Consider the following 23,448-nt stretch of genomic DNA (forward strand, 5'->3'; position numbering starts at 1 on the left):
ATGAATCAAGCAGTCATAGTTGCAGCTAAACGAACTGCATTTGGGAAATATGGTGGCACTTTAAAACATTTAGAGCCAGAACAATTGCTTAAACCTTTATTCCAACATTTTAAAGAGAAGTATCCAGAGGTAATATCTAAAATAGATGATGTAGTTTTAGGTAATGTTGTTGGGAATGGTGGCAATATTGCAAGAAAAGCATTGCTTGAAGCGGGGCTTAAAGATTCAATACCTGGCGTCACAATCGATCGGCAATGTGGGTCTGGACTTGAAAGTGTTCAATATGCATGTCGCATGATCCAAGCCGGAGCTGGCAAGGTATATATTGCAGGTGGTGTTGAAAGTACAAGTCGAGCACCTTGGAAAATCAAACGACCGCATTCTGTGTACGAAACAGCATTACCTGAGTTTTATGAGCGTGCATCATTTGCACCTGAAATGAGCGACCCATCAATGATTCAAGGTGCTGAAAATGTGGCCAAGATGTATGATGTTTCAAGAGAATTACAAGATGAATTTGCTTATCGAAGTCATCAATTGACAGCGGAAAATGTAAAGAATGGAAATATTTCTCAGGAAATATTACCTATAACCGTTAAAGGAGAAATATTCAACACTGATGAAAGTCTAAAATCACATATTCCGAAAGATAACTTTGGCCGATTTAAGCCCGTGATCAAAGGTGGGACCGTTACCGCTGCGAATAGTTGTATGAAAAATGATGGTGCAGTTTTATTGCTTATTATGGAAAAAGATATGGCATACGAATTAGGTTTCGAGCATGGTTTATTATTTAAAGATGGTGTTACGGTAGGTGTTGATTCTAATTTTCCTGGCATTGGTCCAGTACCAGCCATTTCCAACTTACTAAAAAGAAATCAATTAACGATAGAAAATATTGAAGTCATTGAAATTAACGAAGCGTTCAGTGCACAGGTAGTTGCCTGCCAACAAGCTTTAAATATTTCAAATACGCAATTAAATATATGGGGTGGTGCATTAGCATCAGGTCATCCATACGGTGCAAGCGGTGCCCAATTAGTGACTCGATTATTTTATATGTTTGACAAAGAGACTATGATTGCATCTATGGGGATAGGGGGAGGTCTAGGAAATGCAGCATTATTTACTCGATTCTAACCAGCGATTAAATGTGTCATTTTCTAAGGATAGTGTGGCTGCATATTATCAGTGTTTTAACCAACCTTATAGAAAAGAAGTACCACCATTAATGTGTGCGTCATTATGGCCAAAATTTGATTTATTTAAAAAATATGCAAATAGCGAACTGATTTTAACAAAATCAGCAATTAATCAAACTCAAAAGATAGAAGTAGACACAATATATGTAGGGCATTTAGAAGATATTGAATGCCGACAGACTCGCAATATCACACGTTATACAATGGCTTTAACATTAACTAAAAATGATCAACATGTCATAACGGTTACACAAACTTTTATTAAGGCGATGAAGTAGAGATGAAGTTTAATGAGATATGGATAAATGAATATTTGGCGCTCGTAAATGATGATAATCCAATACATAATGAGATTGTGCCAGGACAATTAGTGAGTCAAATGATGCTGATGGCTATGTCATTAGAGACAAACCAGTGTCAAATTAACTACGTTAAACCTATTTTAATAAATGAAAATATCGAATTCATTGAACAACACGAACACGAAATTATAGCAATTAATGACGATGGAGAGATTAAAATAAAAATTTCTTTGAGCACAAAAAAATAACCGATATTAGCTGCATGAACGCATATTAATTAGGAGATGAAAGGACAGCTAATATCAGTTATGTATTGTTATTATTATTGGGAACAGAGATGAATATAGGTTACGTTTCTTTCTTTGCACGGGGATGCATTAATCTAAAATAATAATAACAACTATATCAATGTTTAATAAATTCTGGATTATTGGAACGATTAGTCAATTTAACTAACTTTCATATGATCTATATCGTCTTGTAATAAAGAGAGCAATTTGAATATTTCAGTATCACTAAATGAATCGTCACATTTAATTGAAACATGCTGAAACGTTTTGGTTATAATTTCATAAACTGGTGCGCCTTCATGGTGATACTGTCGATAAATAATCATAACCTATATTACCTCCTTTGCTACTCTATGGTTATATTATAAATAACATTTTTATGTGTGACATCAACCTTAAGTATCAACTTTTTATCAGACATAGAACGTATGATTTACTAAGACTATTTATGTATAAAAGTTCTAAATAAATATATATTTATTGAGTCGCCTGGCAGTCATTTGGGAAATATAACATATATGATTAGAGAGGAATCTATCGCAAAAGAATGATAATGATAGAGGTATTGAGCATATAGATGAGTTTAAGTTCATCTTGAAAATAAAGGGTTATTTAGTCATAGATGTAGATGTATAGGAAATATTTGTATGTATTGTTCGATATGTATGAAATTTTCAATAAAAGCTAATAACGCTTATATGTAACTTTCAAATTTAAATTATATTCAGAGTATGATGATTATAGAAAAATAACCACATCACGTAAATTGAGTTCATACCCAATTTAAGTGGTGTGGCTAATAATGTTGATTTATAGATGAACCGCCTAATCGTTAAACCTCTGTTACTTCAACATCGATATGTTCAATACGGTTGTATGCACCGTGATCCACAGGACCAACAAAATCATTCATTTTCCAACCGTTTTTAATAGCAGAAGCGACGAAAGCTTTCGCGCTAATCACAGCTTCTTTCGGTGACTTACCGTTAGCTAAATATGCAGTTGTTGCCGCAGCAAATGTACAACCAGCACCATGGTTATAACTTTGTTGGAACATGTCTGTTGTTAGTTGATAAAATGTTTGACCATCATAGTATAAGTCATACGATTTATCTTGATCTAAAGCTTTGCCACCTTTAATGATGACATGCTGTGCGCCTTTATCAAAGATAATTGTTGCAGCCTTTTTCATATCTTCAATTGAATTTAATTTACCTAATCCTGATAATTGACCCGCTTCAAATAAGTTTGGTGTCACTACCGTTGCTTTAGGTAGTAAATATTTAATCATCGCCTCAGTATTTCCAGGATTAAGCACTTCATCTTCGCCTTTACAAACCATGACAGGATCTACTACAAAATATTGTGCATTAGATGCCTCATATACTTCTCCAGCACGTTTGATTATCTCCTCAGTACCTAACATACCTGTTTTAATAGCATCAGGTCCGATTGATAAAGCCGTTTCAAGTTGCTTTTCAAATACGTCCATAGGTAATGGTGTGACATCGTGTGACCATGTATCTTTATCCATAGTAACGATGGCAGTTAAAGCGACCATGCCATACGTATCTAATTCTTGGAACGTTTTCAAATCTGCTTGCATACCTGCGCCAGCACTTGTGTCAGAACCGGCAATTGTTAAAACTTTCTTTAAAGCCATTGAGCTTCACTCCTACATAATAATATTGTATTCATCATATCATTTTTAACCTAATTGAAAAATATTAAGCATTCAATATTTGATGATTGTTGAAATGAATCATTCATACTATTGTAACTTTTGAAAATGTCGTTCACTTTAGATAAGTGTGATATGTTAAAATATGTCCTGAGGTGAGATTGAATGGAATGGTCGCAAATTTTTCATGACATAACAACGAAACATGACTTTAAAGCTATGCATGATTTTTTAGAAAAAGAATATTCGACTGCAATCGTATACCCTGATAGGGAAAATATATATCAAGCGTTTGATTTAACACCGTTTGAAAATATCAAAGTTGTTATATTAGGACAAGACCCGTATCATGGTCCAAACCAAGCACATGGATTAGCATTTTCAGTGCAACCTAACGCAAAATTCCCTCCATCTTTACGTAATATGTATAAAGAATTAGCAGATGATATTGGATGCGTTAGACAAACACCGCATTTACAAGATTGGGCAAGAGAAGGCGTCTTGTTATTGAATACAGTTTTAACCGTAAGACAGGGTGAAGCAAATTCTCATCGTGATATTGGTTGGGAAACATTTACTGATGAAATTATTAAAGCAGTGTCTGATTATAAAGAACATGTTGTCTTTATTTTGTGGGGGAAACCTGCACAGCAAAAAATAAAGCTTATCGATACATCTAAACATTGTATTATAAAATCAGTGCATCCTAGTCCACTGTCTGCATATAGAGGATTCTTTGGATCAAAACCGTATTCCAAAGCGAATGCCTATTTAGAGTCAGTAGGAAAATCACCAATTAATTGGTGTGAAAGTGAGGCGTAGATGTTGAATAGAGAAACTTTAATAGCACGAATTGAGCAAGAATTAGTACAAGCAGAGCAGGCACAGCATGACCATGACTTTGAAAAACATATGTATGCCATACATATATTAACATCTTTATATGCTTCAACATCAAATACACCACATATTGGTGAACAACAAATGAATCGTCGTATTGCTAACCATAATCAAATGCCACAATCACAAATAACGCAGCCAACTCATCAAGTGACAGCTGCTGAAATTGAAGCGATGGGTGGTAAAGTAAATACGCATTCAGCACATCATCATAAGTCATATTCAAAACCTTCAAATCAACAACAAAGATTAGCGACAGATGATGACATTGGCAATGGTGAATCCATATTTGATTTTTAAAAAGCAACAATGAAACATAATTACTTAATAGCTTATTAAGTATGTAGGTTAATAATCAAAACGCATATACTTTTATTCGAGTGTTCGGATTTAAACATTTATTAATACTGAATTATATAAGGAGAGGTAGCAATGAAATTATTTATTATTTTAGGTGCATTAAACGCGATGATGGCTGTCGGAACAGGTGCATTTGGTGCGCATGGTTTACAAGGAAAAATAAGTGATCACTATTTATCAGTATGGGAAAAAGCAACGACGTATCAAATGTACCATGGCTTAGCATTATTAATTATAGGTGTAATTAGTGGTACAACTTCAATCAATGTTAACTGGGCTGGCTGGTTAATATTTGCTGGTATTATTTTCTTTAGTGGATCATTATATATTTTAGTATTAACTCAAATTAAAGTTTTAGGTGCGATTACGCCAATTGGTGGCGTATTGTTCATCATTGGATGGATAATGTTAATCATTGCGACATTCAAATTTGCTGGTTAAATTTTAAAACTTTAGATTACCTATGTAACTAAACATTAAATTTTTAATAAAAATAATCAAGAAAAAGAGTTACAAACTCATCTTTTGGGTATAGAATACCTTCGAGGTGAGTTTTTATTTATGGAAAAAAAGAATAAGCAAATAGATAGAGGCGATTTAAAACAAAACCTATCTGAAAAGTTTGTATGGGCGATTGCATATGGTTCATGTATCGGATGGGGCGCATTCATCTTACCAGGAGACTGGATTAAGCAGTCAGGTCCGATTGCAGCATCAATTGGTATTGTTATTGGTGCATTATTAATGATATTAATTGCGGTTAGTTATGGCGCATTAGTAGAGAGATTTCCAGTATCAGGGGGCGCGTTTGCCTTTAGTTTCTTAAGTTTCGGCAGATATGTGAGTTTCTTCTCATCATGGTTTTTAACTTTTGGTTATGTCTGTGTCGTTGCTTTAAATGCGACCGCATTCAGTTTACTAGTTAAATTCTTATTGCCAGATGTCTTAAATAATGGGAAACTATACACCATTGCGGGCTGGGACGTTTATATTACGGAAATCATTATTGCGACCGTATTACTACTTGTATTCATGCTAGTAACGATTCGTGGCGCAAGTGTATCTGGATCATTACAATATTATTTCTGTGTGGCGATGGTAATCGTCGTATTATTGATGTTCTTTGGTTCATTCTTTGGTAATAATTTTGCACTTGAAAATTTACAACCGTTAGCTGAACCTAGCAAAGGATGGTTAGTGTCTATTGTGGTTATTGTATCCGTGGCACCATGGGCATATGTTGGATTTGATAATATTCCACAAACAGCAGAAGAGTTTAACTTTGCACCAAACAAGACATTTAAGCTTATCGTGTACAGTTTATTAGCAGCATCATTAACTTATGTTGTCATGATTTTATACACTGGTTGGTTATCAACAAGTCATCAAAGTTTAAATGGGCAGTTGTGGTTAACAGGTGCTGTTACACAAACAGCATTTGGTTATATTGGATTAGGTGTATTAGCAATTGCAATTATGATGGGTATATTTACTGGTTTAAACGGATTCTTGATGAGTTCAAGTCGCTTGTTATTTTCTATGGGACGTTCAGGTATTATGCCAACAGTGTTTAGTAAATTACATAGTAAATACAAAACACCATATGTCGCAATCATATTCCTAGTAGGTGTGTCGTTAATTGCACCTTGGCTAGGAAGAACTGCATTGACTTGGATTGTAGATATGTCATCTACTGGTGTATCCATTGCCTACTTTATTACATGTTTGTCTGCAGCGAAATTATTCAGTTATAACAAACAAAGTAATACGTATGCACCGGTTTACAAAACGTTTGCTATTATCGGCTCATTTGTATCATTCATTTTCTTAGCGTTGTTATTAGTGCCAGGTTCTCCTGCAGCACTGACTGCACCGTCTTATATTGCATTACTTGGATGGTTAATCATCGGTTTAATATTCTTTGTGATTCGATATCCTAAATTGAAAAATATGGATAATGATGAATTAAGTCGCTTGATTTTAAATAGAAGTGAAAATGAAGTTGATGATATGATTGAAGAACCTGAAAAAGAAAAAACTAAATAATAAAAGAATCGCACAATATACCTTCTTCATTCGGAGGCGTATCGTGCGATTTTTTTGTATTATAAATTGACATTTAAGACGAGGCAGTTGAACCTTATATAAAATTGCTAAGAGTTTGGGCTGAGCCATTTCTAACAATATTTATAATCGTTTAAAAGATTTCACGAACCCAGAAACAATTAATTTGGAAATTTGGTCGGCGAATAATAAACCTAATGCGATGGCTCCTGCAATAAGTGTAACCTCTAGCATGGTATTGATTGCTGTACTGAAATTTAATAATACTAAATTTTTCGTTGCATCGTAAGCTAATCCACCTGGTACTAATGGGATGATACCCGTTACCATAAAAATGATGGCAGGTTCTTTTTGTTTACGAGCCATATAATGACTTAACAAGCCTAATGCTAAACTACCAAAGAAACTAGAGTATATAGTGTGCACATTAAAGCCGTTGAAGAATAAGGTGTAAACCATCCATCCACATGTACCAACGAAACCACATGATAGATATAATTTTCTAGGTGCATCAAAAATGACGCAGAAGAACATTGAAGCTAAAAAGCTAAAGATAAAGTTTAAGATCCAAAACATAGTCTGATACTCCTATACTAAAATTAATACGCTACCAACGCCAGCACCGATGCCAAACGCAGTAACCAATGCTTCTAATGATTTCGTTGTGAACATCAACATGTGTCCACCAAATAAATCTTGTATTGCGTTTGTTATTAATACACCAGGAACAATAGGCATGACTGCCGCAATGATAATAGTTGCCAAGTCACCTGTTGGGATAAGTGTATGTCCAATAACGGCGATAATCCCAATAACTAATGAACCAATGAATTCTGGGATAAACTGTGCATGTAACTTGCGATCTAAAATCTCAGTGACTAGGTATCCTAGACTACCTGCTAATATCGCAGTTAAAACATCAATCAATCTACCACCTTGTAAATATAAGAAACTCATTGCAATCATTGCTGCAGCAAAACCTTTAAAGGGAAGACTGCTGTCACGCTTAGCAACATATATTTTTTCAAGTTGCGTTTTTGCTTCGGCTAAAGAAATTTCATTGTTTGTAATTTGACGCGAAATTTTATTAGCTTGAGAAATTTTTATTAAGTTTGTATCTCGAGAGGTAATTCTAAATATTCTAGGAAACGATTCCGAATGTAACGTAAACTGGATGACAGTGTTTGTAACAAAGCTGTTACTTTCACTGTAACCAAGTTTTTTTGCAATACGTGTCATGGTATCTTCTACACGCGTACCTTCTGCACCAGATTCTAATAGTATGCGAGCAGCAAGCATGACAACGTCTTTGATAAGTACCTCTTGTTTGTATTCTTCTGAATTTATGTCCATTTCATCACCATTGTTTATAAGAATTTAATACTCATTATAGTTTATACACTATAAAATAACCACATGAGCTTTTTGATAAGTTGTTATTGATTTTAAAAAACTAATATTTGATACTATTGTAATAATAATCATCGGAATTTTTAGTAGTTAAAATTCTCTTGAAGTATAAAAAGGAAAAATTATTGAAAAAAATTCGACAAAAATATGTTTCAAATATTTCAAATAGGTTAAAATAATATTAGTTAACCATTACAAAAATTGTATAGAGTAGCGACTGTATAATTTCTATTGAGGTTAACGTTTATATGTAGTGATAGTAGTTAAAGTTCTCCCAAGGAAGACTACTCGGGTACACTTTGCTATGAGCAAAGTGTACTTTGTTATTGATAATACATTAGCACATATATATAAGTTTAAACATACAGATTTCAACTATTTACCAAATCACGTCTTATGTATACGGGAATATACTGAAGATAAACGAAAAATTCCAAGCTTAAACCGATAAGCTTGGAATTTTTTTATTAATTTATAAACGTACCAATGTATTAAGAAATCGCAAAGAATTGATCGAATTCGTTTGTGTTAATAAGATGTCCTACAAAGAAACTACCGAATTCACCGTATCGTGCTGTTGTTTCATCAAAGCGCATTTCGTATACAATTTTTTTGAATTGTAATACGTCATCTGAGAACAATGTTACGCCCCATTCGAAATCATCAAACCCTACAGAACCAGTAATAAATTGTTTGATTTTGCCAGCATATTTTCTACCAATCATACCATGGTCATACATTAATTTTTGGCGTTCTTCCATAGTTAACATGTACCAGTTATAAGTTTCATTACGACGTTTGTTCATTGGATAGAAACAAATATAATCAGAATGTGGTAATTCTGGGTATAATCTTGCTTTGATATGAGGGTTCTCATATGGATCTTCATCAGATTTACCAGCTAAATAATTGCTCAATTCAATGACTGATACATATGAATATGTAGGGATTAAGAAGTCAGCAATGCGCAATTTGTTAAATTCATTTTCAATATGATTTAAAGACTTCATTTCAGGACGTAAGAACCATAATAACAAATCTGCTTTTTGACCAGTTATATTATAAATAGCTTGATCACCAGATTTTGATGATCTTACAGTTGCTGTATTTTCTAAAAATGATTGAAATTCAGTGACAAGTGCATCGCGTTCGTCCTTTGGAACTAGACGTAATGATGCCCAATCAACTGCATAAAATAAATGTAGACTATACCAACCATCTAATGTTTCGGCTGCTTGACTCATGTTTATCGCTCCTTTTCAAAAATCATCAGTTCTTTATAAATTTTATCATAAAGCAAAGGGGTAACGATAAAATTATGATTACAAATTGGTGACGTGGCATTATGAAATAAAATGGCGTATAATTATACCGTGAATGATTAATAAGATTTATATTACAGGAGGACATTATGGCTGATTTATTAAATGTATTAAAAGACAAACTTTCTGGTAAAAACGTTAAAATCGTATTACCTGAAGGAGAGGACGAACGTGTTCTAACAGCTGCAACACAATTACAAGCAACAGATTATGTTACACCAATCGTGTTAGGTGATGAGACTAAGGTTCAATCTTTAGCGCAAAAACTTGATCTTGATATTTCTAATATTGAATTAATTAATCCTGCGACAAGTGAATTGAAAGCTGAATTAGTTCAATCATTTGTTGAACGACGTAAAGGTAAAGCGACTGAAGAACAAGCACAAGAATTATTAAACAATGTGAACTACTTCGGTACAATGCTTGTTTATGCTGGTAAAGCAGATGGTTTAGTTAGTGGTGCAGCACATTCAACAGGAGACACTGTGCGTCCAGCTTTACAAATCATCAAAACGAAACCAGGTGTATCAAGAACATCAGGTATCTTCTTTATGATTAAAGGTGATGTACAATACATCTTTGGTGATTGTGCAATCAATCCAGAACTTGATTCACAAGGACTTGCAGAAATTGCAGTAGAAAGTGCAAAATCAGCATTAAGCTTTGGCATGGATCCAAAAGTTGCAATGTTAAGCTTTTCAACAAAAGGGTCTGCTAAATCAGACGACGTGACAAAAGTTCAAGAAGCTGTCAAATTAGCACAACAAAAAGCTGAAGAAGAAAAATTAGAAGCAATCATTGATGGCGAATTCCAATTTGATGCTGCGATTGTACCAGGTGTTGCTGAGAAAAAAGCGCCAGGTGCTAAATTACAAGGTGATGCAAATGTCTTTGTATTCCCAAGTTTAGAAGCTGGTAATATTGGTTACAAAATTGCACAACGTTTAGGTGGATATGATGCAGTTGGTCCAGTATTACAAGGTTTAAATTCTCCAGTAAATGACTTATCACGTGGCTGCTCAATTGAAGATGTATACAATCTTTCAATTATCACAGCAGCGCAAGCCTTACAATAACGATGGATTTAGCGAGTAAATATTTTAATGGCGTCAACTGGCGATATATCGATCATTCTTCTGGATTAGAACCTATGCAATCTTTCGCATTCGATGATACATTTTGCGAAAGTGTGGGCAAAGATATATCAGATAATGTTGTGCGTACTTGGATTCATCAACATACTGTTATTCTTGGTATTCATGATTCAAGATTGCCGTTTTTAAAAGATGGCATTGATTATTTAACGAATGAGATTGGTTATAATGCCATTGTTAGAAATTCTGGTGGCTTAGGTGTCGTTCTAGATCAAGGTGTATTAAATATATCGCTGATGTTCAAAGGACAAACAGAAACAACGATTGATGAAGCGTTTACTGTGATGTACCTCTTAATTAGCAAAATGTTCGAAAATGAGAATGTTGATATTGATACGATGGAAATTGAACATTCTTATTGCCCAGGAAAATTTGACTTAAGTATCGATGGTAAGAAATTTGCAGGCATATCGCAACGAAGAGTTAGAGGCGGTATTGCTGTACAAATTTATCTTTGTGTTGAAGGCTCTGGTTCAGAACGTGCATTGATGATGCAAACATTTTATGAACATGCTTTAAAAGGTGAAGTGACTAAATTTAAATATCCTGAAATTGAACCATCTTGTATGGCCTCATTAGAGACATTGCTTAACAAAACGATTACTGTTCAAGATGTAATGTTTTTACTATTATATGCAATCAAAGATCTTGGCGGTGTATTAAATATGACGCCAATTACTCAAGAAGAATGGCAAAGATACGATACGTATTTTGATAAAATGATTGAAAGAAACAAGAAAATGATAGATCAAATGCAATAGTTAAATATTTAACAGCCCCTTTCAAGTTATCGTTTGGGGCTGTTATTTTTGAAAGTATCCATAAAAAGCATAAATATGTTATTGACCTAATATTTAAATTGAACATCATTAAATTAAAAGTAATGATATGATGGAAATAATAAATTTAATAAGAAAATTTCATGTTTTACGTATTAAATAGATTGAGAATAGGGTATATATAATGCGTATGACTATGAAAGAAACGACCTTCTATTGAAATGTTCTAATACTTTAGTAGTAAATCTATATATTCCAATTATTATTTGTAGTATTATAGTTAGGGTGGAAAATTATAAATTGTAGGGCTATTTTATAAAAAGATAAAGAATCTGAAATATCACTCGATAAGATTTAAACTTTGAAGTAAACGAAAGTTAGTTTTATACTAATCAAGTTAAGTCAAATATAAATTCAAAATAAAGATTATACATAATATGAATAATGTGAGATAAAGACTGCAATGAAATTTAACGCGAATGCGTATGCAACTTAGAATATGATGTCTTTTACTAATAAATAAAAATAATGAATCAAGTATAGGATAAATATAAAAGGTGATATTGACATGACAAGAAAAGGATATGGGGAATCGACAGGTAAGATTATTTTAATAGGAGAACATGCTGTTACATTTGGAGAGCCTGCTATTGCAGTACCGTTTAACGCAGGTAAAATCAAAGTTTTAATAGAAGCCTTAGAGAGCGGGAACTATTCGTCTATTAAAAGCGATGTTTACGATGGTATGTTATATGATGCGCCTGACCATCTTAAGTCTTTGGTGAACCGTTTTGTAGAATTAAATAATATTACAGAGCCGCTAGCAGTAACGATCCAAACGAATTTACCACCATCACGTGGATTAGGATCGAGTGCAGCTGTCGCGGTTGCTTTTGTTCGTGCAAGTTATGATTTTTTAGGGAAATCATTAACGAAAGAAGAACTCATTGAAAAGGCTAATTGGGCAGAGCAAATTGCACATGGTAAACCAAGTGGTATTGATACGCAAACGATTGTATCAGGCAAACCAGTTTGGTTCCAAAAAGGTCATGCTGAAACGTTGAAAACGTTAAGTTTAGACGGCTATATGGTTGTTATAGATACTGGTGTGAAAGGTTCAACAAGACAAGCAGTAGAAGATGTTCATAAACTTTGTGAGGACCCTCAGTACATGTCACATGTAAAACATATCGGTAAGTTAGTTTTACGTGCGAGTGATGTGATTGAACATCATAACTTTGAAGCCTTAGCGGATATTTTTAATGAATGTCATGCGGATTTAAAGGCGTTGACAGTTAGTCATGATAAAATAGAACAATTAATGAAAATTGGTAAAGAAAATGGTGCGATTGCTGGAAAACTTACTGGCGCTGGTCGTGGTGGAAGTATGTTATTGCTTGCCAAAGATTTACCAACAGCGAAAAATATTGTAAAAGCTGTAGAAAAAGCTGGTGCAGCACATACTTGGATTGAGAATTTAGGAGGTTAATGCGTTGATTAAAAGTGGCAAAGCACGTGCACATACGAATATTGCACTTATAAAATATTGGGGTAAAAAAGATGAAGCACTAATCATTCCAATGAATAATAGCATATCTGTTACATTAGAAAAATTTTACACTGAAACGAAAGTCACTTTTAACGACCAGTTAACACAGGATCAATTTTGGTTGAATGGTGAAAAGGTTAGTGGCAAAGAATTAGAGAAAATTTCAAAATATATGGATATTGTCAGAAATAGAGCTGGCATCGATTGGTATGCAGAAATTGAAAGCGACAATTTTGTACCAACAGCAGCAGGGTTGGCTTCATCGGCAAGCGCATATGCAGCTTTAGCAGCAGCTTGTAATCAAGCGCTAGACATGCAGCTGTCAGATAAGGATTTATCGAGATTGGCGCGAATTGGTTCGGGTTCTGCGTCGCGTAGTATTTATGGTGGATTTGCAGAATGGGAAAAAGGGTATAGTGATGAGACGTCATATGCCGTTCCACTTGAATCGAATCATTTTGAAGATGACCTTGCCATGATATTTGTTGTGATTAATCAACATTCTAAAAAGGTACCTAGTCGATATGGTATGTCATTGACACGAAACACATCAAGGTTTTATCAATATTGGTTAGATCATATTGATGAAGATTTAACTGAAGCAAAAGCAGCGATTCAAGACAAAGATTTTAAACGCCTTGGTGAAGTAATTGAAGAAAATGGTTTGCGTATGCATGCCACGAATCTAGGATCAACACCGCCGTTCACATATCTTGTGCAAGAAAGTTATGATGTCATGGCGCTTGTTCACGAATGCCGAGAAGCGGGGTATCCGTGTTATTTTACAATGGATGCGGGACCTAATGTGAAAATACTTGTAGAAAAGAAAAACAAGCAACAGATTATAGATAAATTATTAACACAGTTTGATAATAACCAAATTATTGATAGTGACATTATTGCCACAGGAATTGAAATAATTGAGTAAGGAAGAGATAAAATGATTCAGGTCAAAGCACCCGGAAAACTTTATATTGCTGGAGAATATGCTGTAACAGAACCAGGATATAAATCTGTACTTATTGCGTTAGATCGTTTTGTAACTGCTACTATTGAAGAAGCAGACCAATATAAAGGTACCATTCATTCAAAAGCATTACATCATAACCCAGTTACATTTAGTAGAGATGAAGATAGTATTGTCATTTCAGATCCACATGCAGCAAAACAATTAAATTATGTGGTCACAGCTATTGAAATATTTGAACAATACGCGAAAAGTTGCGATATAGCGATGAAGCATTTTCATCTGACTATTGATAGTAATTTAGATGATTCAAATGGTCATAAATATGGATTAGGTTCAAGTGCAGCAGTACTTGTGTCAGTTATAAAAGTATTAAATGAATTTTATGATATGAAGTTATCTAATTTATACATTTATAAACTAGCAGTGATTGCAAATATGAAGTTACAAAGTTTAAGTTCATGCGGAGATATTGCTGTGAGTGTATATAGTGGATGGCTAGCGTATAGTACTTTTGATCATGAATGGGTTAAGCATCAAATTGAAGATACTACGGTTGAAGAAGTTTTAATCAAAAACTGGCCTGGATTGCACATCGAACCATTACAAGCACCTGAAAATATGGAAGTACTTATCGGTTGGACTGGCTCACCGGCGTCATCACCACACTTTGTTAGCGAAGTGAAACGTTTGAAATCAGATCCTTCATTTTACGGTGACTTCTTAGAAGATTCACATCGTTGTGTTGAAAAACTTATTCATGCTTTTAAAACAAATAACATTAAAGGTGTGCAAAAGATGGTGCGTCAGAATCGTACAATTATTCAACGTATGGATAAAGAAGCTACAGTTGATATAGAAACTGAAAAGCTAAAATATTTGTGTGATATTGCTGAAAAGTATCACGGCGCATCTAAAACATCAGGCGCTGGTGGTGGAGACTGTGGTATTACAATTATCAATAAAGATGTAGATAAAGAAAAAATTTATGATGAATGGACAAAACATGGTATTAAACCATTAAAATTTAATATTTATCATGGGCAATAAATGATTTGATAGGGGAGCAATCATCTAATTTAATTAGAAGATAAATGCTCCATTTTTTATTGTCAGCCGTGTTACGTATCTTGAAAAAAATATTAAAAAGAGTAAAATAGATAGAGTTAACGAAAAAATTAATGAAATCGACGATATAGATATGATAAAGAAAGGTGGGTAGCAATATGAAAAATACATTCCTTATTTGTGATGAATGTCAGGCAGTCAATATAAGAACGTTACAAAAGAAGTTGGAAAAATTAGATCCCGATGCTGAAATCGTGATAGGTTGTCAATCTTATTGTGGACCTGGACGCCGAAAAACATTCACTTTTGTTAATAACCGCCCACTGGCTGCGCTTACTGAAGAAGAATTAATCGAAAAAGTTTCTCAACAATTAAAGAAACCACGTGATCCTGAAGAAGAAGAGCGTTTAAGAAAACGACATGAAGAACGTAAACGTCGTAAAGAAGAACAAGATAGAAAGCTTAAAGAAAAATTAGAAAAGCGAAAAGCACAACAATAAAACCTGATGGCAGCATCATTCAATGCGTGCCACCAGGTTTTTATGTTTTGTCTAGAAATTAAATAAATCATTAAATGATTCGGCCATCGTAGGATGCGTATAAATATTATCTCGTAATACGGTATATGGAATGTTTTGATCAATCGCAAGTTTAATTATATTAATTAATTCTTCAGATTGCTTACCATATAATGTAGCACCTAAAATCATATTATTTTCATTATTAATGACTACTTTAAATAAACCTCTTGGATCATTGTTAATTTTGTGACGAGGTATAGCACTTACTAAAAGTTGATGTTCAGTGTAATCATAATGTTGAGCGGCAGCTTCTTTACCAGTTAATCCAACACGTGATAATGGTGGATCTATAAATACTGTATAAGGCACGCTGCCTCTATTGTCAGTCGTACGTGACTGATTACCATATAACGCTGATTTGATAATTCGATAATCATCTAAAGATATATACGTAAATTGAAGTCCGCCTTTAACATCACCTGCAGCATAAATATGCGGCACAGTTGTTTGAAGATGAGCATTGACTTTAATTTCGCCTCTGTCGCCTAATTCGATATCAGTATTTTCTAAAGCTAAATCCGTATTCGGTTTGCGACCGATAGCCAAAAGTACTGCATCAGCCTCAAAGTTACCAACGTTAGTATGGACTGTTGTATGATGATTGTCAGATGACAATTCAGTCGTTTCAACATTTGTATACAATGCAATGCCTTTATTTTCTAAGTCAGTAATAGCATGTGCAACGACATCTTGATCTTCACGTGGCATAAATGATTCACTACGTTCTAATACTGTAACCTTACTACCTAAATTCGCAAACATTGAAGCAAATTCTAAGGCGATATAACCGCCACCTACAATAACGAGGTGCTTAGGTTGATAGTTAATGTTTAATAAACCTGTTGAATCGAAGACGTGTTTAGCTTGATCAAGGCCTTTAATGTTAGGAATGACAGAGGTAGCACCAGTATTAATAATGATATGAGGTGCAGTAATACTATCGGCGATATCGTCATGCTGATCTAATAAATTCACTTCAGTATTAGATTTAAACTGCGCTTTAAAATCCAGTACATCAATGTTGTTATCGTCTGCTAATAAATGGTAATTTTTATTGTTTAGCGCATTGACAACATCGTTTTTACGGTTATAACTTGCTTCAAAAGATTTGCCTTCTAATCCATCATGTACAAGTGTCTTTGAAGCAATACATCCTATGTTTATACAAGTGCCTCCATACATTTTCGGAGATTGTTCGATAACTGCGACGTGTTGACCTGTTGATGCAGCATATTTGGCTAAAGTTTTACCAGCTTTCCCAAATCCTATTACAATTAAATCATATGTTTTCATGACATAAATCCTCCTTTTGAATGTCTTCAATGACATCTTTGATTGTTTTTCCTTTATAAAAATTAATAATGATATTCTGTTCGTCTTGCTGATAATGTGACATAGTAGTTGCAATATTACGAGCAATTTGACAGTGACTGCCTTCGTCGCCAGTAAATAGTCGTGTGTGATGTTCTTTCTCTAAGACAAAATGTTTATATAATGTTGCTAGAGAGACATCAGCGCTACGATCATTTGCTAAATAACCACCATCTTTACCCCGTATTGTGTTAATCATTTTTAAATCGACAAGTTGAGTCGTCACGCGTCGTAATTGAACAGGATTTAAACAAGTTAATTCTGCTAATGAACTACTATTGAATTTTTCTGAATGATGCTTAGTTAAAAAAGCTAATACATGCACGGCAATGTTAAATTCTAAATTCAATGTTTCTCACCTCATAATTGTAACTGTATTAGTTACAATTAAAAATCATTTTGCTCAATGTGTCAATACTTATGTTTGAAAAGTGTTGAAATAGGAGTGTTTATAGTGATGATTTATTGTTTGAAAGTTGTTGCATTAACGGTGAGATTGCACAATTGAAACTTTAATTATGTATGAACTGATAGATATGAAATGAATATTGAAAATAAGGGCAATAAAATTTTGAATGATGATGTTGTGTGATTGTATAAACTTATTCGTATTTTAGATACGTTTTGATATTTCGCATGATGAGGAAATACTTTTAACAACTGATGACATATTTTAATAGTGAATATATTTTGAGATATTAATATATTTAATGTTAAGGATGTTGTCGCAATAAAATTAAAATATTGAAAGATAATTTTTATTGATTAATTGCGAATATACAAAGACACCATTATATCCATATGCTAAAATAAGAAAAAAGGCGACATGTTATCTCAATTTACCTGCATCTAGACTCCTTTACATAAGAAATAATCATCGCCGAGTTTTAAAATTTTACAACTTTGTAGATGTAAAAAGCATTTGATTTTAAATAGTTTGAAAATCATATATTTTTGAAAAAGGAGCATGCCGATGAGTATTGACATGTATTTAGACAGATCTCGAAACCAAGCTTCAAGTGTGGGGAATTTGAGTCAAACAATGAATTCAAATTATGATGCGTTGGAAAAAGCAATTACTCAATTTATCAATGATGATGCGCTTAAAGGGAAAGCGTATACGTCAGCTAAGCAATTTTTTAGTACGGTGTTAATTCCATTATCAACAAGTATGAAAACATTGAGTGATTTAACGAAGCAAGCTTGCGATAATTTTGTGTCACGTTATACGAGTGAGGTTGATAGCATATCTTTAAAAGAATCAGAGCTTGAAGAAGATATCAGATCATTAAGTCAACAAATTACGCGATATGAAAATTTGAATAACAATTTGAAAAAGCATGCTTCCGATAATCAGCAAGCCATTTCATCGAACCAACAAATAATACAAACATTAGGTCAACAAAAACATGAATTAGAAGAGAAGCTACGCAAATTGCGTGAGTTTAATCAAAAATCACCAGAAATATTTAAAGAAGTTGAAGAATTTCAAAAAATTGTCCAACAAGGACTTACCCAAGCGCAAAATTTTTGGAACTTTTCAACAAATCAATTTAATATTCCTTCAGGTAAAGAACTTGATTGGGCCAAAGCAAGTCATGAAAAATATTTGAAAGTTGCTATGGGGAAAATTGAACATAAAGCAGAGAAAGAAACTTTAAATAAAGCAGACTTTGCTGTTATAAAGGCATATGCCAAAGAACATCCAGAAGACGATATCCCGAAAAGTATAATGAAATATATAAATGACAATAAAGATAGTATTAAACGAGATATGGGATTAGATATTACGTCAACACTTTTAGAGCAAGGCGGTATAAATGCAAGTAAATTCGGTGTATTTATCAATACAGCAGGTGGAGTGAAAGGCCCAGCCGGTCCAAATTCATTTGTGGAAGTCAAACGTACATCAGGTAATGTGTTTATAGAAAATGGTAGTAAATTTGCTAAAGGTGGAAAATATCTAGGTAAAGGTGTTGCAGGTGTAGGATTTGGTATAGGTATGTATGATGACCTTGCAAATGATGATAAAACATTTGGGGAGGCGTTGTCGCATAATGCTTTAACTACAGGAATAGGTACTGGTGCTGGAATTGCTACTTCAGCAACAATAGTCGCACTTGCTAGTAACCCAGTTGGTTGGGCTGCTTTAGGAGGTTTGGCAGTAGGTATTGGAGCTACCCACCTTGCTGATTGGGCTTACCAAGCAAATATTTTGGGGTTAAAAGATAAAACTGATTGGGTTGGACATAAGATAGATGAAGGTATTGATAATTTCAAAAAGTCAACGGTAAATACAGTAGATAGCATTGGAAATGTCGTTGGTGAAGCTACAAAAAGTATTAGCAATCATATAAACCCTATGAAATGGGAGTGGTAAGTGTTGATTTGTGAATCAAAAAATATAAATAAGAACCCGAGATATAAAATTATAAAATATAAGAACGAGTTTTTAATGGTTGATGTAACTAGTTCTTGGATTTTCTTTTTCATTCCAATGCTTAATTGGGGTGTACCTAAGAAATTTGCGAAGATTAGTCAAAGTGAGTTTGAAGAATTAAATACATTTACACCGAAAAATAGTAGTTCAGCTGGATGGATAGCAGGTGGGGGATCAGTTTTGTTGGCAGTATTGACGAGAAAATATATACAGTTGTTAAATATACAAATTAATCAAATTGCTGTGAATATTTTATGCTCTCTCGTACTTTTGGGGGTTTTCCTTTCGGCTTTATATATTAATTCGAAATCTAAGTTAAACGTTTATGATAGAAATAACTGTGATGAAAAGATAATTTTAATACCAACTTTTAAAAATTTATGCTTAATGCTCCTTTCGTATATTATTTTTGGTAGTTTAAGCATACTTGCTTTTTATATGTTTATCACAGAAGGTATTCAAAACATCATTTTATTTATTACTTGGATTATGCTTGTAATAATGTTCTTACTTAGTAATGTAGCTTTGGTAGTCAATAAAAAAGTAAATGTTATAAAAAGGTAGAAAAATGACTAACAATATTATGTTAGCCGTTCTTCAAATAAAGATTACTAAGTAAAAGTAGGAAGTGATAAACAATGCTATGTGATATTAAGGTTATTAATAAAAATCCGAGATATAAAGTCGTTCAATATAATGATGAGTATTTGTTAATTGATTTAGTAAGCACTTGGCTTGTATACTTTTTTCCTTTTATTAATTGGTTCATTCCCAAAAGGTATGCAAAACTTAGTGAGAAGGAACTTGAAAATTTAAATGTTGATAAACAAAATAAAAATAATATTTTCTGGCCAGTTACTGGTAGTTCGTTTTTATTTGTAGTTATTTTACGGAAATATGTACATACGTTTGAAGTTCAATTAGATAATAAGATTTTAATATCTTTATGTTTTATAGGATTTATAGGTATTGCAGCATTTTACATTTACTTAAATAAAAAGCTTAAACTAAAGATATATGATGATAATCTAGATAATGAAAATAGGGTTATATTAGTGCCTACTTTTAAAGATGGAAGTTTTATAGTTTTCACATATCTATTATTAGGAGGTTGTTCTATATTATTTTTAATATGGCTAATGACTATAAAACCTCAAAATCTACTGGTATTTATTATGTGGATTATTATTACAATTTTTTTCTTTCTAATAAGCATGGGCTCAATTAGTAATAAAAAGGTTTATGCCAAACTTAAAAAGCAATAGAAATTACTAAACTTAGATTGTAGTTCGTAAGTTAAGTAATAAACAGGAAAATAGTATGTTACTAAAATACAAAACACTTATAAAGTATCTGAAAGTGTATTAGATATAAAACCAACGAGACGGAAGTGGAGATATTGCTTTGCGAGGTTAGAGTTGTAAACAAAAATCCCAGATATAGAATTATTAAATATAAAAACGACTATCTGATGATTGATTTAGTAAGCACCTGGTTAGTTTTGTTCTTTCCGTTTATTAATTGGTTAATACCAAAAAAATATGTCCAAATCAGCAGAGAAGAGTTTGATAATTTAAATATTGTTAAACCAGTTAAAAATAAAGCTTTATGGCCAGTTATAGGTAGCATACTTTTATTTGGCACTATGTTTAGAGATAAAATATATATACCTGATTCTCATTTAGAAAAAAATTGCGTTATTATCATTTGTTCGGTTTTATTATTAAGTATTCTAGTGTTTTATATATATTTAAATCAGAAAGTAAAGTTATCTATCTATAATAATCGGAGTAGCAATGGAAAAATTATGATTTTTCCATCATTCAAGAATCTTTGCTTTGTACTATTTTCTTATTTTTTCTGTGGTGGATTATCAATCATGTTCTTAGATGTTTTGATTAGTTTATCTATCCAAAATATTATAGTATTTATTGCTTGGGTTATTATGACAATGCTATTTTTCTTTATAAATATGTCTTCAATAATAGACAAAAAGATTCATGTTATATATTTAAGGTCATATAAATATTAATTTTGATACAAAAGGGCACAAGTGTTTTGAGAAACAGAAACGATAATATAGCTGTGTGAATTTGTTATTAATAGGAAGTGATAATTATTGCTTTGTGAAACCGAAATTATCAATAAAAATCCGAAATACAGAGTTATTAAGTATGATGATGAGTATTTAATGGTCGATGTAATAAGCACTTGGCTTGTATACTTTTTTCCATTTATTAATTGGTTCATTCCAAAAAGGTGCGCCAAAATTAGTAGAGAAGAGTATGAAAAACTGAACACTGTTAAGCCAGTTAAAAATAAAAATTTTTGGCCTGTTGTAGGAGGAACAATCCTACTAGGTGCTACTTCCAGAAAGTACATACACTTACTTAATATTCAATTAGAAAAAAGATCGGTTATATTTATATGCTTCGTTGTATTTCTATGTATTATAATCTTTTTTGTGCTTCTGAATCGAAAATTAAAATTGAAAGTTTTCGATAATAAAAAAGAAGAACAAAAAATAATTTTAGTACCAACATTAAAAAATGCTGTTCTTATATTATATGGCTATTTGTTGATTGGAGGCATGTCAATATTAGCTTTAAGCATGTTGCTGACATTAGAAAACCAGAATTTAATAACTTTTATAGCTTGGGGTATGGGGTTAATGTTGTTTTTCTTGATGAATATAACACTCATTGTCAATAAAACAGTCAAAGTTATAAAAAGGTGAATAAATAACTAATTATATTGTATTGGCCGTTCTTCAAATAAAAAATAATTTGAATAAGGTGGAAGTGATAAACAGTGCTTTGCGAATCTAGAGTCATTAATCAAAACCCTAAATATAGAATTATTAAATACAATAATGAATATTTCATGGTTGATTTAGTAAGTACTTGGATTGCTTATTTTTTGCCCATGATTAATTGGTTTATTCCCAAAAAGTACGCGAAAATTAGTAGAGAAGAATTTGAAAGTTTAAATATTGTCAAACCCGCTAAAAATAATACTTTCTGGCCTGTTGCAGGATTTGCAGTGTTATTAACAACCTTAACAAGAAAATATATCTATTTGCTTAACATCCATTTAGAAAAAGAAATAGTTATATTAACATGCTGTATGATACTTCTAGGTGTTTTCGCATTGTTTATATATATAAATACAAAATTGAAGTTACATATTTTTGATAAAAATAAAAGTAATAACGAAAAGATCATATTAATACCTACATTTAAAAATATTTGTTTATCCTTATTTGCTTATATATTATTTGGTGGATTGTCAACAATGGCTCTGAGTATGTTAGTAACTTCATCCCCTCAAAATATAATAGAATTTCTTGCTTTAATTGGCATGACTGCATGCTTCTTTCTACTGAATATGTCATCGGTTCTAGATAAAAAAATTCATGTTATTTTAAAAACAAATAAGTAGTAAAATTGATTAACTTAGGTAGTATCGGATACTTAAATGTTGGTTCATAAAAAGCAATGATTTTAAATCGAGGAGCTATCTTAGAACAGGGAAATAAAACAGCCAAAGTTATAAAAAGTGAATTAATAACTAATTATATTATGTTAGCCACGCTTCAAATAAAAAATAATTAGAATAAGGTGGGATTGATAATCAATGCTATGCGAATCTAAAATCATCAATAAAAACCCCAAATATAGAATTATTAAATATAATGATGAGTACTTAATGATCGATATAATAAGCACTTGGATTAGTTTATTTTTTCCTTTTATTAATTGGTTCATCCCAAAAGAATACGTCAAAATTAGTAGAGAAGAGTTTGAAAACTTAAATATTGTTAAACCTGCTAAAAAGAATGTTTTTTGGCCAGTTGCAGGTATCTCTACTTTATTCGCAGTTACATTAAGAAAGTATACACATTTACTTGACACTCAACTTGATAGAAAATTAGTTATTGCTATATGTTGTATCACATTTATAGGGATTTTAACATTTTATGTACGCCTAATTAAAAAATCATCTTTA

At 32.6% G+C, this 23,448-nt stretch carries 29 protein-coding genes; 22 read left to right on the forward strand and 7 right to left on the reverse strand.

Annotated elements, in window-relative coordinates; genetic code table 11:
• From HMPREF3247_RS10590 to HMPREF3247_RS10600, 3 genes are read left to right on the forward strand one after another with little or no spacing between them, the layout of a single operon-like run.
• Window positions 1-1,140, forward strand: a complete 1,140-nt coding sequence (locus tag HMPREF3247_RS10590; RefSeq protein WP_001070676.1) for a thiolase family protein — start codon at window positions 1-3, stop codon at window positions 1,138-1,140.
• Window positions 1,115-1,480: a protein VraC gene (locus tag HMPREF3247_RS10595; RefSeq protein ID WP_001165058.1), complete on the forward strand. Its 366-nt coding sequence runs from the start codon at window positions 1,115-1,117 to the stop codon at window positions 1,478-1,480. Before HMPREF3247_RS10590 ends, HMPREF3247_RS10595 begins: the two co-directional genes overlap by 26 nt.
• A gap of 2 nt (window positions 1,481-1,482) precedes the next feature.
• Window positions 1,483-1,752 (forward strand): hypothetical protein, encoded by a 270-nt coding sequence (locus HMPREF3247_RS10600; RefSeq protein WP_000671099.1) that lies wholly within the window; start codon window positions 1,483-1,485, stop codon window positions 1,750-1,752.
• 200 nt (window positions 1,753-1,952) lie between these two features.
• On the opposite strand, the gene vraX is transcribed toward HMPREF3247_RS10600, so the two are convergent.
• Together vraX and thiD are read right to left on the reverse strand one after the other, a co-directional pair.
• Window positions 1,953-2,120, reverse strand: a complete 168-nt coding sequence (gene vraX, locus HMPREF3247_RS10605; RefSeq protein WP_000587958.1) for a C1q-binding complement inhibitor VraX — start codon at window positions 2,118-2,120, stop codon at window positions 1,953-1,955.
• A gap of 506 nt (window positions 2,121-2,626) precedes the next feature.
• Entirely contained in the window at window positions 2,627-3,457 is an 831-nt protein-coding gene (gene thiD, locus HMPREF3247_RS10610; RefSeq protein ID WP_001185462.1) for a bifunctional hydroxymethylpyrimidine kinase/phosphomethylpyrimidine kinase, read from the reverse strand.
• A 183-nt stretch (window positions 3,458-3,640) separates the two neighbouring features.
• On the opposite strand from thiD, the gene HMPREF3247_RS10615 reads away from it, so the two are divergent.
• The 4 genes from HMPREF3247_RS10615 to HMPREF3247_RS10630 all read left to right on the forward strand — a co-directional run bounded on the left by HMPREF3247_RS10615 (window position 3,641) and on the right by HMPREF3247_RS10630 (window position 6,781).
• Window positions 3,641-4,297 carry a uracil-DNA glycosylase gene (locus HMPREF3247_RS10615; RefSeq protein WP_000455256.1) on the forward strand — a complete coding sequence of 219 codons (657 nt, stop codon included), beginning with the start codon at window positions 3,641-3,643 and terminating at the stop codon, window positions 4,295-4,297.
• Complete coding sequence (locus HMPREF3247_RS10620; RefSeq protein ID WP_000934514.1) at window positions 4,298-4,675, forward strand: DUF5327 family protein; 378 nt, start codon at window positions 4,298-4,300, stop codon at window positions 4,673-4,675.
• A 132-nt stretch (window positions 4,676-4,807) separates the two neighbouring features.
• Window positions 4,808-5,176: a DUF423 domain-containing protein gene (locus HMPREF3247_RS10625; protein WP_000765183.1), complete on the forward strand. Its 369-nt coding sequence runs from the start codon at window positions 4,808-4,810 to the stop codon at window positions 5,174-5,176.
• A gap of 120 nt (window positions 5,177-5,296) precedes the next feature.
• Entirely contained in the window at window positions 5,297-6,781 is a 1,485-nt protein-coding gene (locus HMPREF3247_RS10630; protein WP_000412519.1) for an APC family permease, read from the forward strand.
• Between the two features lie 141 nt (window positions 6,782-6,922).
• On the opposite strand, the gene HMPREF3247_RS10635 is transcribed toward HMPREF3247_RS10630, so the two are convergent.
• The 3 genes from HMPREF3247_RS10635 to hemQ all read right to left on the reverse strand — a co-directional run bounded on the left by HMPREF3247_RS10635 (window position 6,923) and on the right by hemQ (window position 9,453).
• Window positions 6,923-7,375: a threonine/serine exporter family protein gene (locus tag HMPREF3247_RS10635; RefSeq protein ID WP_000498572.1), complete on the reverse strand. Its 453-nt coding sequence runs from the start codon at window positions 7,373-7,375 to the stop codon at window positions 6,923-6,925.
• A gap of 12 nt (window positions 7,376-7,387) precedes the next feature.
• Window positions 7,388-8,152 (reverse strand): threonine/serine exporter family protein, encoded by a 765-nt coding sequence (locus tag HMPREF3247_RS10640; RefSeq protein ID WP_000354088.1) that lies wholly within the window; start codon window positions 8,150-8,152, stop codon window positions 7,388-7,390.
• Between the two features lie 548 nt (window positions 8,153-8,700).
• Window positions 8,701-9,453, reverse strand: coding sequence for a hydrogen peroxide-dependent heme synthase (hemQ, locus tag HMPREF3247_RS10645; protein WP_000075714.1), 753 nt, complete (start codon window positions 9,451-9,453; stop codon window positions 8,701-8,703).
• A gap of 167 nt (window positions 9,454-9,620) precedes the next feature.
• Here hemQ and pta point away from each other — a divergent pair, with 167 nt between their 5' ends.
• From pta to HMPREF3247_RS10675, 6 genes are all read left to right on the forward strand, one after another.
• Entirely contained in the window at window positions 9,621-10,607 is a 987-nt protein-coding gene (pta, locus tag HMPREF3247_RS10650) for a phosphate acetyltransferase (protein ID WP_000774282.1), read from the forward strand.
• Window positions 10,608-10,609: 2 nt separating this feature from the next.
• A complete protein-coding gene (locus tag HMPREF3247_RS10655; RefSeq protein WP_000362357.1) occupies window positions 10,610-11,446 on the forward strand; it encodes a lipoate--protein ligase family protein in 837 nt (278 codons plus the stop codon).
• A 586-nt stretch (window positions 11,447-12,032) separates the two neighbouring features.
• Window positions 12,033-12,953 carry a mevalonate kinase gene (mvk, locus tag HMPREF3247_RS10660; protein ID WP_000197034.1) on the forward strand — a complete coding sequence of 307 codons (921 nt, stop codon included), beginning with the start codon at window positions 12,033-12,035 and terminating at the stop codon, window positions 12,951-12,953.
• A 4-nt stretch (window positions 12,954-12,957) separates the two neighbouring features.
• Window positions 12,958-13,941 (forward strand): diphosphomevalonate decarboxylase, encoded by a 984-nt coding sequence (gene mvaD / locus HMPREF3247_RS10665; RefSeq protein WP_000597337.1) that lies wholly within the window; start codon window positions 12,958-12,960, stop codon window positions 13,939-13,941.
• A gap of 12 nt (window positions 13,942-13,953) precedes the next feature.
• Window positions 13,954-15,030, forward strand: a complete 1,077-nt coding sequence (locus tag HMPREF3247_RS10670) for a phosphomevalonate kinase (RefSeq protein ID WP_000616885.1) — start codon at window positions 13,954-13,956, stop codon at window positions 15,028-15,030.
• Between the two features lie 176 nt (window positions 15,031-15,206).
• Window positions 15,207-15,548 (forward strand): YuzB family protein, encoded by a 342-nt coding sequence (locus HMPREF3247_RS10675; protein WP_000798967.1) that lies wholly within the window; start codon window positions 15,207-15,209, stop codon window positions 15,546-15,548.
• 51 nt (window positions 15,549-15,599) lie between these two features.
• On the opposite strand, the gene merA is transcribed toward HMPREF3247_RS10675, so the two are convergent.
• Together merA and hypR are read right to left on the reverse strand one after the other, a co-directional pair.
• Complete coding sequence (gene merA / locus HMPREF3247_RS10680; RefSeq protein WP_001566530.1) at window positions 15,600-16,922, reverse strand: hypothiocyanous acid reductase MerA; 1,323 nt, start codon at window positions 16,920-16,922, stop codon at window positions 15,600-15,602.
• Window positions 16,909-17,349 carry a redox-sensitive transcriptional regulator HypR gene (hypR, locus tag HMPREF3247_RS10685; RefSeq protein ID WP_001047249.1) on the reverse strand — a complete coding sequence of 147 codons (441 nt, stop codon included), beginning with the start codon at window positions 17,347-17,349 and terminating at the stop codon, window positions 16,909-16,911. Before hypR ends, merA begins: the two co-directional genes overlap by 14 nt.
• A 57-nt stretch (window positions 17,350-17,406) precedes the next feature.
• Here hypR and HMPREF3247_RS10690 point away from each other — a divergent pair, with 57 nt between their 5' ends.
• The 9 genes from HMPREF3247_RS10690 to HMPREF3247_RS10730 form a co-directional block, all read left to right on the forward strand.
• The gene (locus HMPREF3247_RS10690) at window positions 17,407-17,508 is read left to right on the forward strand and encodes a hypothetical protein (RefSeq protein WP_031866177.1); all 102 of its coding nucleotides are present in this window, start codon (window positions 17,407-17,409) and stop codon (window positions 17,506-17,508) included.
• Window positions 17,509-17,973: 465 nt separating this feature from the next.
• Window positions 17,974-19,380 (forward strand): T7SS effector LXG polymorphic toxin, encoded by a 1,407-nt coding sequence (locus tag HMPREF3247_RS10695; protein ID WP_000020795.1) that lies wholly within the window; start codon window positions 17,974-17,976, stop codon window positions 19,378-19,380.
• A gap of 3 nt (window positions 19,381-19,383) precedes the next feature.
• A complete protein-coding gene (locus tag HMPREF3247_RS10700) occupies window positions 19,384-20,004 on the forward strand; it encodes a DUF443 domain-containing protein (protein WP_024946846.1) in 621 nt (206 codons plus the stop codon).
• A gap of 74 nt (window positions 20,005-20,078) precedes the next feature.
• Window positions 20,079-20,705: a DUF443 family protein gene (locus HMPREF3247_RS10705; RefSeq protein ID WP_000881986.1), complete on the forward strand. Its 627-nt coding sequence runs from the start codon at window positions 20,079-20,081 to the stop codon at window positions 20,703-20,705.
• A gap of 125 nt (window positions 20,706-20,830) precedes the next feature.
• Window positions 20,831-21,472, forward strand: a complete 642-nt coding sequence (locus tag HMPREF3247_RS10710) for a DUF443 domain-containing protein (protein WP_000404344.1) — start codon at window positions 20,831-20,833, stop codon at window positions 21,470-21,472.
• An 87-nt stretch (window positions 21,473-21,559) separates the two neighbouring features.
• Window positions 21,560-22,177 (forward strand): DUF443 family protein, encoded by a 618-nt coding sequence (locus tag HMPREF3247_RS10715; protein ID WP_070866240.1) that lies wholly within the window; start codon window positions 21,560-21,562, stop codon window positions 22,175-22,177.
• 74 nt (window positions 22,178-22,251) lie between these two features.
• Window positions 22,252-22,881 carry a DUF443 domain-containing protein gene (locus HMPREF3247_RS10720; protein ID WP_000882146.1) on the forward strand — a complete coding sequence of 210 codons (630 nt, stop codon included), beginning with the start codon at window positions 22,252-22,254 and terminating at the stop codon, window positions 22,879-22,881.
• A 56-nt stretch (window positions 22,882-22,937) separates the two neighbouring features.
• Window positions 22,938-23,054: a hypothetical protein gene (locus HMPREF3247_RS10725; protein WP_001788281.1), complete on the forward strand. Its 117-nt coding sequence runs from the start codon at window positions 22,938-22,940 to the stop codon at window positions 23,052-23,054.
• Between the two features lie 22 nt (window positions 23,055-23,076).
• Window positions 23,077-23,448: DUF443 family protein (locus HMPREF3247_RS10730; protein ID WP_070858744.1), on the forward strand; the 372-nt coding region annotated here is incomplete at its 3' end.

The organism is Staphylococcus sp. HMSC36A10, assembly GCF_001838845.1.
Classification (GTDB): Bacteria; Bacillota; Bacilli; order Staphylococcales; family Staphylococcaceae; genus Staphylococcus; species Staphylococcus aureus.